Origin of the sequence: Salegentibacter agarivorans, assembly GCF_900113135.1 — a bacterium.
In the GTDB taxonomy this organism is placed as follows: domain Bacteria; phylum Bacteroidota; class Bacteroidia; order Flavobacteriales; family Flavobacteriaceae; genus Salegentibacter; species Salegentibacter agarivorans.
In genome coordinates, this window is record NZ_FOOH01000014.1 from 1 (window position 1) to 16,410 (window position 16,410).

At 36.5% G+C, this 16,410-nt stretch carries 17 protein-coding genes and 1 other RNA gene; 10 read left to right on the forward strand and 8 right to left on the reverse strand.

The features are described 5' to 3' along the window. The coding region (locus tag BM084_RS11280) for a transposase (protein WP_143083651.1) at positions 1 to 199 on the forward strand (199 nt) is incomplete at its 5' end. Positions 200 to 348: 149 nt separating this feature from the next. Here the strand turns inward: BM084_RS11280 and BM084_RS11285 are convergent. After that, on the reverse strand, positions 349 to 954 hold the full coding sequence (locus BM084_RS11285; protein ID WP_093304947.1) for a porin family protein: 606 nt from the start codon (positions 952 to 954) through the stop codon (positions 349 to 351). 116 nt (positions 955 to 1,070) lie between these two features. On the opposite strand from BM084_RS11285, the gene xerD reads away from it, so the two are divergent. Together xerD and BM084_RS11295 are read left to right on the forward strand one after the other, a co-directional pair. Then, positions 1,071 to 1,967 (forward strand): site-specific tyrosine recombinase XerD, encoded by an 897-nt coding sequence (xerD, locus tag BM084_RS11290; RefSeq protein WP_093304791.1) that lies wholly within the window; start codon positions 1,071 to 1,073, stop codon positions 1,965 to 1,967. 118 nt (positions 1,968 to 2,085) lie between these two features. Further along, complete coding sequence (locus BM084_RS11295; RefSeq protein ID WP_093304793.1) at positions 2,086 to 3,048, forward strand: aldo/keto reductase; 963 nt, start codon at positions 2,086 to 2,088, stop codon at positions 3,046 to 3,048. 84 nt (positions 3,049 to 3,132) lie between these two features. Here BM084_RS11295 and rny read toward each other — a convergent pair whose 3' ends face one another. The 4 genes from rny to BM084_RS11315 form a co-directional block, all read right to left on the reverse strand. Continuing rightward, positions 3,133 to 4,695, reverse strand: a complete 1,563-nt coding sequence (gene rny, locus BM084_RS11300) for a ribonuclease Y (protein ID WP_093304796.1) — start codon at positions 4,693 to 4,695, stop codon at positions 3,133 to 3,135. 50 nt (positions 4,696 to 4,745) lie between these two features. Next, positions 4,746 to 4,853, reverse strand: a non-coding RNA gene (gene ssrS / locus BM084_RS11305) — 6S RNA. A gap of 55 nt (positions 4,854 to 4,908) precedes the next feature. Continuing rightward, the gene (locus BM084_RS11310) at positions 4,909 to 5,199 is read right to left on the reverse strand and encodes a cell division protein ZapA (RefSeq protein WP_075327237.1); all 291 of its coding nucleotides are present in this window, start codon (positions 5,197 to 5,199) and stop codon (positions 4,909 to 4,911) included. A 5-nt stretch (positions 5,200 to 5,204) separates the two neighbouring features. Beyond that, positions 5,205 to 5,495, reverse strand: coding sequence for a hypothetical protein (locus tag BM084_RS11315; RefSeq protein WP_075327238.1), 291 nt, complete (start codon positions 5,493 to 5,495; stop codon positions 5,205 to 5,207). Between the two features lie 184 nt (positions 5,496 to 5,679). Here BM084_RS11315 and BM084_RS11320 point away from each other — a divergent pair, with 184 nt between their 5' ends. Continuing rightward, positions 5,680 to 7,374 carry a M23 family metallopeptidase gene (locus tag BM084_RS11320; RefSeq protein ID WP_093304799.1) on the forward strand — a complete coding sequence of 565 codons (1,695 nt, stop codon included), beginning with the start codon at positions 5,680 to 5,682 and terminating at the stop codon, positions 7,372 to 7,374. Positions 7,375 to 7,596: 222 nt separating this feature from the next. Here the strand turns inward: BM084_RS11320 and BM084_RS11325 are convergent, their stop codons facing one another. Both BM084_RS11325 and BM084_RS11330 read right to left on the reverse strand, forming a co-directional pair. After that, positions 7,597 to 8,769 (reverse strand): GlmU family protein, encoded by a 1,173-nt coding sequence (locus tag BM084_RS11325; RefSeq protein ID WP_093304801.1) that lies wholly within the window; start codon positions 8,767 to 8,769, stop codon positions 7,597 to 7,599. 186 nt (positions 8,770 to 8,955) lie between these two features. Then, positions 8,956 to 9,207: a type B 50S ribosomal protein L31 gene (locus tag BM084_RS11330; RefSeq protein ID WP_037314972.1), complete on the reverse strand. Its 252-nt coding sequence runs from the start codon at positions 9,205 to 9,207 to the stop codon at positions 8,956 to 8,958. A 148-nt stretch (positions 9,208 to 9,355) separates the two neighbouring features. On the opposite strand from BM084_RS11330, the gene BM084_RS11335 reads away from it, so the two are divergent. The 4 genes from BM084_RS11335 to BM084_RS11350 are packed head-to-tail and all read left to right on the forward strand — an operon-like array spanning position 9,356 to position 14,465. Continuing rightward, positions 9,356 to 9,874 carry a DUF4199 domain-containing protein gene (locus tag BM084_RS11335; RefSeq protein WP_093304803.1) on the forward strand — a complete coding sequence of 173 codons (519 nt, stop codon included), beginning with the start codon at positions 9,356 to 9,358 and terminating at the stop codon, positions 9,872 to 9,874. Between the two features lie 10 nt (positions 9,875 to 9,884). Next, complete coding sequence (locus BM084_RS11340; RefSeq protein ID WP_093304805.1) at positions 9,885 to 10,844, forward strand: glycosyltransferase family 2 protein; 960 nt, start codon at positions 9,885 to 9,887, stop codon at positions 10,842 to 10,844. 48 nt (positions 10,845 to 10,892) lie between these two features. Then, the gene (locus BM084_RS11345; RefSeq protein WP_093304807.1) at positions 10,893 to 12,623 is read left to right on the forward strand and encodes a phospho-sugar mutase; all 1,731 of its coding nucleotides are present in this window, start codon (positions 10,893 to 10,895) and stop codon (positions 12,621 to 12,623) included. Positions 12,624 to 12,635: 12 nt separating this feature from the next. Continuing rightward, positions 12,636 to 14,465, forward strand: coding sequence for an ABC transporter ATP-binding protein (locus tag BM084_RS11350; protein WP_075327245.1), 1,830 nt, complete (start codon positions 12,636 to 12,638; stop codon positions 14,463 to 14,465). A gap of 63 nt (positions 14,466 to 14,528) precedes the next feature. Here BM084_RS11350 and BM084_RS11355 read toward each other — a convergent pair whose 3' ends face one another. Beyond that, positions 14,529 to 14,882, reverse strand: coding sequence for a hypothetical protein (locus tag BM084_RS11355; RefSeq protein WP_075327246.1), 354 nt, complete (start codon positions 14,880 to 14,882; stop codon positions 14,529 to 14,531). A 404-nt stretch (positions 14,883 to 15,286) separates the two neighbouring features. Between BM084_RS11355 and BM084_RS11360 the strand changes: the two genes are divergently transcribed. Both BM084_RS11360 and BM084_RS11365 read left to right on the forward strand, forming a co-directional pair. Beyond that, entirely contained in the window at positions 15,287 to 15,856 is a 570-nt protein-coding gene (locus tag BM084_RS11360) for an RNA polymerase sigma factor (RefSeq protein WP_449415956.1), read from the forward strand. 32 nt (positions 15,857 to 15,888) lie between these two features. Continuing rightward, positions 15,889 to 16,410, forward strand: a complete 522-nt coding sequence (locus BM084_RS11365; protein WP_075327247.1) for a hypothetical protein — start codon at positions 15,889 to 15,891, stop codon at positions 16,408 to 16,410.

Genomic DNA, 16,410 nt, shown 5'->3' on the forward strand with positions numbered 1-16,410 from the left:
AAAGGCCAGGAACCTACTGCTAAGTGAAGAGGGAATAGCACATCGCAAAAGAAGATGCTGGGATGTTGAAGCCGTCTTTGGAAATATCAAGCAAAATATGGGCTTTAAGCGGTTTATGTTGCGGGGAATGGATAAAGTAACTACTGAGATAGGATTAATAGCTATGGCGCACAACTTAAGAAAATTCAGTATCGCATAGCAAGGGGGCGCTGCTTTGCCTTTTTTTATCAGAAAGAAGATTTACAAAAAGAAGAATCGCTTCCTCTTACAAAACATTTATAAAGAAAAAGGGCCATCTAAATACTTTTTAGACGGCCTCTTTCCATTCATAGGTGTTAATATGCTGTATTAAAACATTAGTCCAATACCTGCCTGGATCCCGTTATTTTTAATAGCATCGTCATCCCAGTTGTCGCTATCAAATACATCTGTAAATCCTTGAGTATACCTCGCAGATAAGAAGAACCCGTTGTTGAACTTGTAAGAAGCACCAATAGCACCTCCAAATTCAAAAGTACTTCCGGCTTCAGTATCAAATTCTGCTTCACCAATACTACTTTCAAAATCGTACTCCTCTTCTACTAAAAAGTTAAAAGAAGGTCCTGCTTCAATAGATAAACCATCTATTAGGTAGATCTTAGCTAGAACAGGCACTTGAATATAATCAAGTTGGTATTCTCCATTTACATTCTGCCCGGCGAAATTTCTATTTGCTTCTACTCCCTGGGTTGCATAAAGCACCTCTGGCTGTAAAGAAAAACGTTCGCTTAATGGAATTTCAGAAAGTAAACCTAAGTGAAACCCTGTTCGGCTTTTCTCATCCTCAAATCCGTCTGAAGTCATATTGGTGAAATTAACCCCACCTTTAGCTCCAAAATACACGAATTCCTGTGCGCTAGCCGCGGTACTAAAACCAAATACGGCAATTACTGCAATTAAAATTGACTTTTTCATTACTTTCATTTTTGTTAGTGTTACAAGGGCAAATGTAGGAACAGGCTTCTTAATAAAATGTTATGTAAGCCTAAAGTATTACTAAGATTAAGGCAAATTGTTTATATCTTTAACGTATGAAATGGGCTTCAGCACTACAGGATTATTGCAACTATCTTCGTATAGAACGCGGACTTTCAAACAATTCTATTACTAATTACAGGATGGACGTGGTAAAACTTATCAACTTTTTAAGCGTTAAAAAAATTGAAGTCTCTCCACTTCAAATTTCAGAAGAAATCTTACAACAATTTATTTACGAAATTGCTCGCAATGTTAATGCGCGTTCCCAATCGCGTATAATTTCTGGCTTACGCGGATTTTTTAATTATCTGGTTTTTGAAGATTATCGCAAAGACAATCCTTTAGATCTTATAGAATCGCCCAAAATAGGCCGAAAACTGCCTGATACCATTTCGACTGAAGAAATAGACCTGCTTATCGCAACAATAGATCTAAGCAAAGCTGAAGGCGAACGCAATCGTGCCATCCTGGAAACTTTATATGGTTGTGGTTTACGGGTTAGTGAACTTACCGAGCTAAAAATTTCAGACCTGTTCTTTAAAGAAGGTTTTATTAAAGTAACTGGAAAAGGAAATAAACAACGTTTTGTACCTGTTTCAACTTATACACAGAAGTTTATTAATATTTATAAAGATGAAGTTAGAATTCATCAAAAGATCAACAAAGAATTTTCTGATACTTTATTTCTAAATCGAAGGGGAAACCAGCTCACCCGCGCAATGATCTTCACTATAATTAAACGTTTAGCCGAAAAAGCCGGAATTCAGAAAAAGATAAGTCCGCACACTTTTAGACATTCATTTGCCACCCATTTACTGGAAAACGGTGCCGATTTACGTGCTATTCAACAAATGTTAGGACACGAAAGTATTACCACTACTGAAGTGTATATGCACGTAGACCGCAAACATCTTCGGGAAATTATGGAGCAATATCATCCAAGACGATAACTTATATTAAAGTTCGGTTAAACAGGTTTCAAAACTTCAAAAAGCCTGTATTTATTAGTATTTTAAGGCCAACTGATTTTTAAAAATTGCGAAGAAAAAATTTAAACCAATTCAAAAAATGAAAACATTAAAGTTTAAGAACGGTGATAAGATGCCGGCTATAGGATTAGGCACCTGGAAATCTGGAAAAGATGAAGTAAAAAAAGCGGTGAAAACTGCATTAAATAACGGTTATCGCCATATTGATTGCGCCGCTACTTATAGCAATGAAGACGCGGTTGGTAAAGCTTTCACTGAAGTTTTTTCTGAAAGGAAGATAAAACGCGAAGAAGTATGGATTACTTCAAAACTATGGAATAACGCTCATAAAAAAGAAGATGTGATTCCTGCATTGAAAAAAACGCTGAAAGACCTTCAATTAGATTATTTAGACCTTTATTTAATTCACTGGCCGGTAGCATTCAAACCCGAGGTGGATTTTCCTCAAAATGATGAGGAATATTTATCATTGGCAGAAGTGCCGCTAATAGAAACCTGGAAAATGATGCTTGAAGCCAAAAACCAAGGTTTGGTAAAACACGTGGGTGTTTCTAATTTCAGCACAATGAAACTCGAAGAATTAATGGAAGAAACTTCAGAATATCCAGAAATGAACCAGGTAGAGTTACATCCCTATTTACAGCAAAATGAGTTACTGGAATTTTGCAGTAAGCATAACATTCACGTTACCGCGTTTTCCCCTCTTGGCAGTGGCGACCGTCCCGATAGAATGAAAGCCAAAGACGAACCTTCATTATTGGAAAATCCTGTAATTAAGAAAATTGCTAAAAAGCACGGTGCAAGTGCCGGCCAGGTATTGATAAAATGGAATGAAATGCGTGGAACCGCGGTGATTCCAAAGTCTACCAATGAAGAAAGAATTATAGAAAACCTTGCCAGCGCCGGACTTAATCTAAATGAAGAAGATTTAGAAGAAATTGCTGCTTTAGACGAGCATTACCGGTATGTAACCGGCGAGTTTTTTGTCACCAAAGGAAATTCTTACCAGAACATTTATGACGATGACGATTATAAAGCTTAGTTAATTGTAATTAAAAAGGGTGTTTGAAATAGTTACTAAGTCAAACACCCTTCTTTATATGAAGTTTTAAAATATTATCTAACTCTATTTAGCAATATTTACCGCTCTTGTTTCGCGAATTACCGTTACTTTAACCTGTCCTGGATAAGTCATATCAGTCTGGATCTTTTGTGAAATTTCAAAAGAAAGGTTTGAAGCTTTTTCATCGTTCACTTTTTCACTTTCAACAATTACACGTAGTTCACGTCCTGCCTGGATGGCGTAAGCTTTTTTCACTCCTCCAAATCCAAAGGCAATCTCTTCAAGATCCTTTAAACGCTGAATATAAGAATCCAGCACCTGCCTTCTGGCTCCCGGTCTTGCACCGCTAATAGCATCACAAACCTGAACAATAGGAGAAAGTAAAGAATTCATCTCTATCTCGTCGTGGTGAGCACCAATAGCATTACAAACTTCAGGTTTTTCACCGTGTTTCTCTGCCCATTGCATTCCAAGGATGGCGTGAGGCACTTCTGTTTCAGTTTCCGGCACTTTACCAATATCGTGTAATAATCCCGCACGTTTAGCCAGTTTTGGGTTAATACCAAGCTCTGAAGCCATTACGCCACAAAGTTTTGCAACTTCCCTGGAGTGTTGTAATAAGTTTTGGCCGTAAGAGGAACGATATTTCATTCGTCCTACAAGTTTGATCAATTCTGGGTTTAAGCCGTGAATTCCTAAATCAATTACGGTACGTTTACCAATATCAATAATCTCCTCGTCAATTTGCTTACGGGTTTTCTTAACCACTTCTTCAATTCTGGCCGGGTGAATTCTACCATCGGTTACCAATTTATGCAGCGATAAACGGGCAACTTCCCTTCTAACCGAATCAAAACAGGAAAGAATAATAGCTTCAGGAGTATCGTCTACAATAATTTCTACCCCGGTTGCGGCTTCCAATGCCCTAATATTTCTTCCTTCGCGGCCTATAATTCTACCTTTTACATCATCGCTCTCAAGGTTGAAGACCGAAACACAATTCTCAATTGCCTCTTCAGTTCCAATTCGCTGAATGGTGTTTATAATAATTTTCTTGGCTTCTTGCTGTGCGGTTAATTTTGCTTCTTCTATAGTATCCTGGATTAACGCCATAGCATCTGTCCTGGCGCTGTCTTTAAGCGCTTCAGAAAGTTGTGCCTTGGCTTCATCGGCGGAAAGGCCAGAGATCACTTCTAACTGCTGTATCTGGCTGTTGCGAAGTTTATCTATTTCGTCCTGTTTCTTTTCAAGATATTCTACGCGCTGATTATAATCGGTTAACTTTTCTTCAAACTCTTTATTGAGCTTTTTATTCTTAGAAAGTTCTCCTGAAACCTGCGATTCTTTATCCCTAATGCGTTTTTCGGCATCGTTCATCTTCTTATCCCGGTTAAGAATTACCTTCTCGTGCTCCGATTTTAACTCGATGAATTTCTCTTTAGCCTGTAGTATCTTATCTTTTTTGATACTTTCTCCTTCAGATTTTGCCTCCTTAAGAATGTTGGCTGCAGTCTTCTTGGCGTTTTTAATGGTTTGTGAAGCTCTTTTTCGCTCCAACTGTTTTGCAATAGCAAAACCTATCGCTATACCTACAACCCCAATAACTATATTTAGTAATATCTCCATATTTAAAATTTATGTATAAAAAAAGCCTGTATTAGATAGGTTTTTGGATTAAACTCCTTAAAAACAAGTTTAGGGCTAACAAGCTGATCAAGAATCCGCTCTAAGGCGGCGCGCTTTTACAACTTAGACTCACCCTCTTTAAAGAATCTCTGTTGAGTTTATCAAAATATCACTAATACAGGCAGTAACCTTTATTTATTTAAAGAACGTTTATTATACCAGGTGCTTCTGCAGCAAATCGTTAAGTGATTTGAGTTTATCTTCTGCTTTAAGCGTATCGGTAGATCTATCTATATCTTTTTGCTCGGTTTGGGCGGCAAATTGTAAAGCACACATTGCTAATACATCCTGCTTATCCCTCACGGCATAACTTTGCTCAAATTGCTTAATCATAGCCTCAATTTTCTTCGCTGCCTTACGTAAACCTTCTTCCTGTTGGGGATTAATAGTTAAAGGATACACACGGTCTGCAATAGAAAGTTTTATTTTTAATTTATCGGCCATATTTATTATTCAGATAATTGAACAATGCATTGATCAATCTCCCTTATTAAGCTATTTAATTTAAGCTTGGTTTCTGTTTTGAATTCGGTACTGCCCAGCATTGCATTGGCGGCTTTAAGGTTTTGAACTTCCTGATTAGAACCTTCAATTTTTTGGGCTAATCTTTGGTTTTCTTCTTTAACAGCGGTCATTTCTTCCTCTAAAGAACGGTGATTCTGCTTTAAATTTTCATACTTATGAAGCAGTTTACTAATCCTATTTTCAAGGCTATCAACGATTTCTGTCAATTCACTCATAAAAGCCAAATGTAATGCTTATCCCCACAAAGTTAACATTCGCGCTCTAATATGCCAATTGTTTTTTCGTCTATTTTTAAAATTAGGCAAGACATTTGCTAAGTTTCTAAGCACTAAGCCTTTAATTTTTGATTAAACTTTAATTAACTTTACCGCCCTGTTATACCCCTAATAAAAAATTAATATGAAATCTATTTTAGCTGTAATTCTATTATTCTTTAGCACTGCAATCTTTGCCCAGGCGCAGCTTCCGAAAGATTATTTTCAAAAACCGCTTGATGTTCCACTTGTGCTTTCAGGTACTTTTGGAGAACTGCGTTCCAACCATTTTCATAGCGGATTGGATATTAAAACCCAACAAAGACAGGGGTTAAATGTAATTGCTTCGGCTAAAGGATATGTTAGTCGAATAAATATTCAACATTATGGCTACGGAAAAGCGCTTTATATTCAACATCCTAACGGCTACACCACTGTTTACGCTCACTTAAAAGAATTTTCGCCCGAAATTGAAGCCTATGTAAAAAAGCGCCAATACGCAAACGAAACATACGAAATAGAGCTCTTTCCTGAAGCTGGAGAATTACCGGTAGAAGCCAATGAACTTATTGCCTTTAGTGGAAATACGGGTGGCAGTGGTGGCCCTCACCTTCATTTTGAAATTCGTGATGGCAGCCAACGACCTATGAACCCAAAACTTTTTGGGATAAATATTGAAGACAATAGAGCACCCATAATTGACGGATTGTATGCTTATCCTTTAGACGAAGAAGCACACATAAATAATTCCCGGGAGCGACAAAAAATAAACCTTACACCACTTGAAGATGGTAGTTATATTGCAAGCGAGATTGATGCCTGCGGAAATATTGGCTTTGGTATTTCATCTGTAGATCAACAGGATGGAGCACCTAATCGAAATGGAGTTTACCATATTGAAGCTGAGCTAAATGGAGATCGTGTATTCACCTTACCCTTTAAGCGCTTTTCTTTTGCTGAAACCCGTCATCTTAATCAGTTAATCGATTATGAATATTATAGTAAAAACCGAAAACGCATTCAAAAACTCTTTGTTGAAGACGGAAATCCGTTAAGTCTTTATGAAGATGTAGTAAATAAAGGAGAGCTACATATTCAGGATAGCCTTAATTACAACTACACGATTAAGGTCAGCGATTTTGCCGGAAACCAGCGAGTGATACGAATTCCTATCCAGGGCATGCAGCGCAACGATATTCCGCCTAAAAAAGAAGATAAAACCGATTACTTTGCTCAGGCAAATCAGCCCTTCGCTGCCGAAGCTAATGGAATGGATATTTATATCCCCAAAGGAAGTCTTTATAGCGACACCTATTTAGATATTGAATTTGGAGAAGACAAAGTGAAAGTTCATCAAGACCACACTCCGCTTCATAAAAATATCACTATAGGTTTTGATGTAAGTGAATATTCAGCTGAAGAAAAGGAAAAACTTTTTATCGCAAGATTAGGTTATGGAAACCGCCCAAATTATTCTTCTACCTACAAAAAAGCAAACCGATTCACCACCGGCACAAGAACTTTTGGAGAATATACCCTGGCATCAGATGTTACACCCCCAAAAATATGGCCTACCAATTTTAATGATGGCCAGTGGATTTCCAGCAACAATACTTTACAGGTGAAAATAAGCGATGATCTCTCAGGGATTAAAAGTTATCGAGCTACGGTAAATGGGAAATTTATTCTTATGGAGTATGAGTATAAAAACAATACCCTAACCCACGATTTTAGTGATGGTGTGGTAACCGATACCGAAAACCAATTAAAAATTATTGTAACCGATAATGTTGGGAATAGCAATACTTATGAAGCAACGTTTTTTAGGAAGAATTCTTAAAAATAGAAGTAAATAAGTTTTTAATGAAATAAAGGGCTATCTGAAATATCTTTAATTCGTCATCCTGAATTTATTTCAGAGCCTGCCCCGATTTTTATATCGGGGATCTAAGTTGGTTGAATTTGCAACGTGTTAGAAGCTGAAACAAGTTCAGCTTGACGTAAATTAGATATTTCAGATAGCCTTTATTAATATTCTTTTAGAAAGCGATGTTTTAATCAACTACCCTCTCCTCCACTTACTTGTTTCCTCAAAAACGTGTTCAAGGATCTTTTTATCTTCTTCTGAAAATTCTACGTGCCGGCGGTTCATAACAATTTCAGCAACTTCAAAGGCTTTTTCAGTTTTGTAAACCGTCATCCCGGCGCTGCCTCCCCAACTGAAGCTGGGTACAAAATTTCGTGGAAACCCGGCTCCAAAGATATTTGAACTTACGCCCACAACCGTCCCGGTATTGAACATCGTGTTTATTCCGCATTTACTATGGTCGCCCATCATTAATCCGCAAAATTGCAATCCGGTTTTAGCAAAACCTTCAGTTTCATAATCCCAAATACGCACTTCAGCATAATTATTTTTAAGGTTGGAATTATTGGTGTCAGCACCCAAATTACACCATTCCCCTAAAACTGAATTTCCTAAATAACCATCGTGACCTTTATTGGAATTCGCAAAAAGCACTGCATTATTTATTTCGCCGCCACCACGACATCCAGGTCCCAAAGTTGTTGGCCCATAAATTTTAGCTCCCATTTTCACCAAAGCACCTTCGCAAACTGCGAGAGCACCTTTAATAAGGCTGCCTTCCAGGACTTTTGCATCTTTCCCGATATATATGGGCCCGGTAGAAGCGTTTAATGAACAATTCTCCACTTCAGCCCCTTCCTCTATAAAAATCTTTTCGGGATTTTTTACGTAATTTGATTCGTGGATAGGCTGCGATTTTCGGCCTTTGGTTATAATTTCAAAATCGGCTTCTATGGCTTCCCCGTTTTTTGAAAAAATATCCCAGGAATTATTTATTTGAATTACTCCATCGGCCAACTCTATTTGCTCATATTCATCTAAAGCTACTTCCTGATCTTCATAAGCGTGAAAAGCAACAATATCTTCCTGATGAAAAATTGCCTGGTTAGGCTTTAGATTTTGTATTTGCTGTAAAAATTTAGGATTGGGAAGAAAAGAAGCATTTATCATTATGTTTTCTTCCAATTCTACCATAGGCCATTTTTCGGCTAAATAATCTTCAGTAACTGTAGAAGTGGTAGATTTTAAAAGTAACTCCCATTTTTCCCGAATTGTAAGAATACCAACTCTAATATCGGCTACAGGCCGCGTAAAGGTAAAAGGAAGTAAGCGGTTCCTGGCAGAACCGTCAAATAATATATAATTCATCCGCACAAATTTAGGTTTCAAAAATACAAATAAACTCACTTGACGCAAGTCTACGGGCTTTTAACTTGAAAAATGAAGTAAAAATAATTTCCTTCTTCCTGAAACCTTATATATATTCTAAAAAGTAAAGCACAAAAAAAGTCGCCTTAAAAAAGACGACTTTTTGAAATTATATATAACAAAAAATTATTTCTTGAATTTCTTGTACTTGTTTTTAAACTTGTCAATACGCCCGGCGCTATCAACCAATTTGGTTTGCCCGGTGTAGTATGGGTGAGAAGTTCTTGAGATTTCCAACTTAATAAGTGGATACTCTGTCCCTTCTACTTCAATAGTTTCTTTAGTGTTCGCGGTAGATTTAGTAATGAATACATCTTCGTTAGACATATCTTTAAATGCTACTAATCTATAATTTTCCGGATGGATTCCCTGCTTCATCGCTTTAGTTCTTTTAATTTTCGAGGTGCAAATTTAAGTAATTCAATTATAAAAACAAGGGATAGACAAAAATATTTTTAATTCTTCTGCAATGTAACGTTTTGTTATATTTGCTTACTAACCGGTTGTAACTAAACAATCTTAAATTATGGAAAATTCTACTTCAATTAAATCGGTTGCCTATCCTTACGGGTTTGTTCTTGCTATTTACTCTATTTTAGCTCTAGTCCTCATTTATGTTTTTAATGTAGCTCAGGATAACTGGGTAATCGGGGTAATAAATACTCTTGTTTCAATTGCTATTTTTGTTTTAGCGATTAAAAAATTCAAGCAAAATAACAATGGTTTTCTAAGTCTAAAGGAAGCTTTAAAAGTAGGATTAGCGGTAGCCGTAATAAGCGGGGTAATTACTGCAATTTATTCCTATATTCATTATAGCTTTGTATATCCTGAGTATTCAGAAATGATGTACGACCAGGCAGTTTTACAAATGGCAGAACAAAATATGCCAGAATCTCAACAAAATCAAGCTTTGGAAATGACCAAAATGTTCACTAGTCCCTGGTTTTTTGCAACTATGGCGCTAGTAGGAAGTTTATTTTTCGGCTTTATAATATCATTAATTACAGGGTTAATTCTAAAGAGAGAAAATCCTGCACATCAATAGAAATAAAATAATGCAGATTTCCGTCGTTATTCCTCTTTTAAACGAAGAACAATCTTTAACTGAATTATATAATTGGATCGCAAAAGTAATGCGATCCAATTCCTTTTCACACGAAATCATTTTTATAGACGACGGCAGTACAGATAATTCCTGGAAAACCATTGAAGCTCTGGCAGAAAATGACCAGGCGGTTAAAGGAATAAAATTCAATAGAAACTACGGGAAATCCCAGGCACTTCACGCCGGGTTTCTACGAGCTAAGGGAGATGTTATTATCACCATGGATGCCGATCTACAAGACAATCCAGAAGAAATCCCCGAACTTTATAAAATGATTAACGAAGAAGGTTACGACCTGGTTTCGGGCTGGAAAAAGAAGCGCTACGACTCTGTAGTCACCAAAAATATCCCTTCAAAAGTTTTCAACGCTGCAGCGAGAAAAACTTCCGGCGTACAACTTCACGATTTTAACTGCGGACTTAAAGCTTACAAACAGGCGGTAGTAAAGAATATTGATGTCTATGGCGAAATGCACCGATATATCCCGGTTCTTGCAAAAAATTCGGGTTTTATTAAAATTACCGAAAAGGAAGTTCAGCACCAGGCCCGTAAATACGGAAAAACAAAATTTGGCGCCGAAAGATTTATTAATGGCTTCCTGGATCTTATAAGTATTTGGTTTCTTTCAAAATTTGGCCGCAGGCCTATGCACCTTTTTGGGGCTTTAGGGGTTTTAATGTTTATTTTCGGTTTTCTTTCGGCCGGTTGGATTGGTATTTCCAAACTCTACAAACTTTATCACGGCCTGCCCAACGTTTTGGTAACCTCAAACCCCTGGTTTTATATCGCACTCGCGGTAATGATAATTGGTTCGCAATTGTTTCTTGCAGGTTTCCTGGGTGAGCTTGTTTTACGCTCTAAACGTGAAAAAGAACGCTACCTTATCAATAAAACCACGCCAAATTTATAATGCCATTAAGGCATTAATCCTTATTTTTGTTTCTCTAAACTTATAATTATGGCTAAAAATAAACCAGAAATCCTGGCTAAGGCTAAAACCTGGCTGACTGATATATTTGACGTAGACACGCATAAAGAAATTAACCATCTTATTGAAAACGATCCAGCTGAACTGGAAGAATCTTTTTATAAGAATGCCGCTTTTGGAACCGGTGGTATGCGTGGAATTATGGGTGTAGGCACCAATCGAATCAATAAATATACCCTCGGAAAAAATACCCAGGGACTTTCTAATTTATTGAAAACCGAATTTAAAGGTGAAAAATTAAAAGTAGCGATCGCGTACGATTGTAGAAATAATTCTAAAGAACTGGCGCAAATGGTAGCTGAAGTATTTTCGGCTAACGAGATTGAGGTTTATTTGTTTTCAGAATTAAGGCCAACCCCAGAGCTTTCTTTCGCGGTGAAATATCTTGATTGCCACGCGGGAATTGTACTTACCGCAAGCCATAATCCGCCAGAATATAATGGTTATAAAGTGTATTGGCAGGACGGTGGCCAGTTGGTACCGCCACAAGACACCAAGCTTGTAGACATAATCAATAATTTAGAATACGAAGAAGTTAATTTTAAAGCCAAACCGGAATTTATTCATAAAATAGATACCGAAGTAGATGAAGCATTTCAAAAAGCTTCAGTTGAAAATGGAAGTTTTAATACTTCCGCCTCGGCGAAAGATAATTTAAACATTGTTTTCACCTCCTTGCACGGAACGGCCTGTAAGACGAATCCGCAGATTTTAGAAAAAGCTGGTTATAAAAATGTTTTTCTTGTTAAAGAACAAAAAGAACCTAACGGAAATTTCCCAACGGTAAAATCGCCAAATCCTGAAGAACCGGAAGCCTTAAAAATGGCGTTAGACCTGGCGGAAGAAAAAAATGCCGATATTGTAATTGGCACCGATCCAGACGGCGACCGTCTTGGCGTAGCAGTTCGTGATTTGAATGGAAAAATGATTCTGCTTAACGGTAACCAAACCATGTTGGTTATGACCTGGTTTTTGCTGGAACAACATAAGAAACAGGGTAAATTATCGGCTAATTCTTTTGTGGCTTCTACCATTGTTTCTACCCCTATGCTTAAAAACATTACAGAAGATTTTGGCGCTCAGTATCACGAAGTTTTAACTGGGTTTAAGTGGATCGCCAAATTGATTAAAGACAATCCAGACCTTGATTATGTTGGCGGGGGTGAAGAAAGTTTTGGTTTTATGGTAGGCGATTTTGTGCGTGATAAAGATGCGGCTACTTCTACTCTACTCGCCTGCGAGATCGCAGCACAAATGAAAGCCGAAGGCAGCTCTTTCTATGAACAACTTTTAAAACTTTATACTGAATACGGTCTTTACCGTGAAGAACTAATTTCTTTAGTGAAAAAAGGGATTGAAGGGGAAGCAGAAATCAAGCAGATGCTAATTGATTTAAGGGAAAACCCGTGGCAGGAAATTGATGGTGAAAAAGTTGTTCTTATTGAAGACTATCACACCTCTAAAGCCAATAACCTACAGGATAAAATTGAAGAAGAGATTAGAATCCCAAAATCTAACGTATTAATTTACTATACCGAAAACGGGACAAAAATAGCAGCAAGGCCAAGTGGTACCGAGCCAAAAATCAAGTTTTACTTCAGTGTGAATTCAGATTTGGATAAAGTAGAAAATTTTGATGCTGAAAATGCCAGGCTGGCCGAAAAGATAAAGCGCATTAAAAACGAATTACAACTGGGCTAAGCGCTCTACTCTATGACCTATTTAAAGAAGATTCTTCAGTTTGCAAGACCCTACAAGCGTTTTGCGATACTTAACATTATAAGTAATATTTTTTACGCACTTTTTAGCACCCTGGCGTTTATTTCTTTTATTCCCATGTTGCGGGTGCTTTTTCAGGAAGAAGAGCCAATTAGCAGCAGGCCGGTATGGAATGGCGAGTTTAGTGGCCTAAAAGATTTTGCTAACGATTATTCTAATTTTTTCCTGAATCAACAGGTAGAAGCTCACGGCCAAATTGCTGCTTTGGTAAGTATTTGTATTACAGTAATTGTGCTTTTCTTTTTAAAGAACTTTTTTAATTACCTGGCTTTATATTTTATTGCCAACCTTAGAAACGGGATGCTTAAAGATATAAGGAACCGTATATACGATAAAATTGTAGAATTACCGGTTTCCTTCTTTTCTGAAAAACGAAAAGGAGATTTTATTTCCAGGATTACCAGTGATGTTCAGGAAATTCAGACTTCATTCTTAAGTATGCTGGAGCTTTTTGTTAAAGAACCGCTTACTTTGATTTTTACCCTGGTAGCAATGATCGCGCTTAGCCCGAAATTGACGCTCTTTGTGTTGGTATTTTTACCACTTTCAGGTTTATTGATTTCTTCTATTGGAAAGAAATTAAAATCTCAATCTACACAGGCACAACAGGAAAATGCAAACTTTCTAACCATTGTAGAGGAGTCACTTTCAAGCTTAAAAATCATTAAAGGTTTTAATGCTGAAGATAAATTTAAAAAGAAATTTTATGACAGCACCGGCCGATTAAACCGAATTTTAAATACGCTTTTACACCGCCAGAACCTCGCCTCACCTATGAGTGAGTTTCTGGGTGTGGTGGTAATCACGATAATTTTATGGTTTGGGGGAAGAATGGTGTTGATTGATAATACTATGGACGCCTCAACTTTTATAGGATTTCTGGTATTAACGTATAATATTCTAACGCCCGCAAAAGCAATTTCAAAAGCTACTTACTCTATTCAAAAAGGAAATGCCAGTGCCGAACGAATTTTAGAAATCCTGGAAACCGAATCAACAATAAAGGATGATAAAAATGCCATAAAGAAAGAGAGTTTTGAAAACAGCATTAAAGTAGATAATATCAATTTTAGGTACGAAAAAGAAAACGTACTTAAGAATTTTTCTATGCAGGTGGAAAAAGGGAAAATGGTTGCTCTGGTAGGTCAATCTGGTAGTGGGAAATCCACCATCGCAAACTTAATAACCCGTTTTTACGACGTTAACGAAGGTGATATTAAACTAGATGGGCATAACATTAAAGGAATTACCAAAAAATCGCTGAGAAACTTAATGGGACTTGTTACCCAGGATTCTATACTCTTTAATGATACGGTTAAAAATAATATTGGATTAGGGAAAGACAATGCTACCGAAGAGGAAATTATTGAAGCCTTAAAAGTTGCCAATGCCTGGGAGTTTGTAAAGGATCTTCCCAAAGGCCTGGAAACAAATATTGGCGATAGTGGCAATAAATTAAGTGGCGGTCAAAAACAAAGGCTTTCAATTGCCCGGGCTGTACTTAAAAATCCACCAATTATGATTCTTGATGAAGCTACCTCTGCCCTGGATACCGAAAGCGAAAAGCTGGTGCAAAAAGCCCTGGAAAATATGATGAAAAACAGAACTTCTATAGTTATCGCCCATAGACTTTCCACCATACAAAACGCAGATAAGATTATTGTACTACACCGGGGCGAAATTGTAGAGCAGGGCAAACACCTGGAATTACTCGCCCAAAAAGGTACCTATCAAAAGTTAGTAGAAATGCAATCTTTTGATTAAGGCACAAAAAAAAGCTGTCTAAGAAAATCTCAGACAGCTTTTTAAAGTTTTAGATATTTTTTTTTATAAAATCAACTCTCCATTTTCCAGAGCTTCATCTATATTAGCGCTAATCGTAGTATGGGTTCTAAAGAATTTTCTTCCATCTTCTCTTTTCAATTTAACAGTAGTTTCACCTGCATCATTTGTTTCTACTGCAGTTACTTCTACTCTATTCCCATTCAGGCTCTTATAGTTTGCAATTCCACCTTTTTTAATTATGAAATTAGCTTTAGGTAAATCTAAAGATTTAAAATTTTGATTTTCAGTTTGATTAATCACTAATACATCTCCTACCGTTACCGGTTCAGTTTGGTTTTGTGCCTCTACTTGAAAAGCAAATAATAGCATAATCGGAATTATAAGTAAATTTCTCATAGTAATTGTTTTTATTTAGCAAAAATATACATATTTTTTTGCCATAATACAATTATTAAGCACTTTTAGCATAACTTTCACATGTTCATTTATAGGCATAAAAAAAGGACGAAGTAAACTTCATCCTTTTTTAAAAATTATTCTCATTGTGGGGCAACTAAGAATAATAGATTTAATTCGTTTTCAATTGGGGCAAAAAAGATTAAATCATTTTTGATACTGTAAATATAGATTAGAGAAATCAAATCACCAAACAAAAAGTGCATTTTAACTGATTTTTATGCATTTTGTCGATTATATAAAGATTTGGCTTACGCGAAAATTAGGATCGAATTCTTTTACTCGCTGACTTTAAGAAGAATAAAGTTTTAATTACCTTTGGCTTCCGCTACACGGGATTCCACATGAAAATTAAGACAAGTATCCCTTTGAAAACGTCCGAAGATCTACTTATTAAACGCTTACAGGATAAAAAGACTTCTTCTGAAGCTTTTAAGGAATTGGTATCTTTATATAAGGAGCGTTTATACTGGCACATTCGTAACATGGTGAAAGACCATGAGGATGCGCATGATGTGCTTCAGAATACTTTTATCAAAATTTTTAGAAATATCAATAATTTTAAAGGAGAAAGTAAATTATTTTCCTGGATGTATCGCATAGCCACCAACGAATCTATAAGTTTTTTAAATAAACGCGCTAAATGCAATCACATCACTTCAGAAGATTTACAGCAACAACTAATTTCCAATTTAGAAAGCGATGTTTATTTTGAAGGAGATGAAATTCAATTAAAGTTGCAAAAAGCAATTGCCAGTCTGCCAGCTAAACAACAACAGGTTTTTAATATGAAATATTTTGAAGAATTAAAATACCGGGAAATGGCAGAAATACTTGAAACCAGTGAGGGAGCGCTAAAGGCATCATACCACCACGCGGCTAAAAAAATTGAGGAATACTTAAAAACCAATTAAACCTTTTGTACTTTTCATAGTCAAATAAGCAAATGAAGAAAGAAAAAATATCATATAATCAAAAATCAGGCTTTAAGACCCCAGCAAACTATTTTGAGGGTCTAGAAGAGGATTTGTTAGATATGGTGAAACTTTCAGAAACTCTGGGAGAAAAAAAATCTGCTGGTTTCACTGCACCAATTGGATATTTTGATGGCCTGGAAGACGAAATTCTTAAAAAAGCGACTAAACCAGAAACCAGGGTTAGAAATTTATTTACCAAAGAAGCATTTCTTTATGCTGCCAGTATCGCCGCAATTGTAATTGCTTTTGCCAGTACTTTTTACATTAACCCTGAAACTCAAACAAGCTGGGACAATGTAGAACTTTCAGTGATGGAAAATTATATAGACAATAATAACATAGAATTTTCTACAAGTGAGATTTCAAATTATATTTTTCAGCAAGGATATATTATTGATGATGCAGATCTAAATACTGTAAATTCTGATGCGATGAAGAATTATCTTGATGAAAATTTAGAAGATCCGCTTTATATTTTAGATGAAGATTAA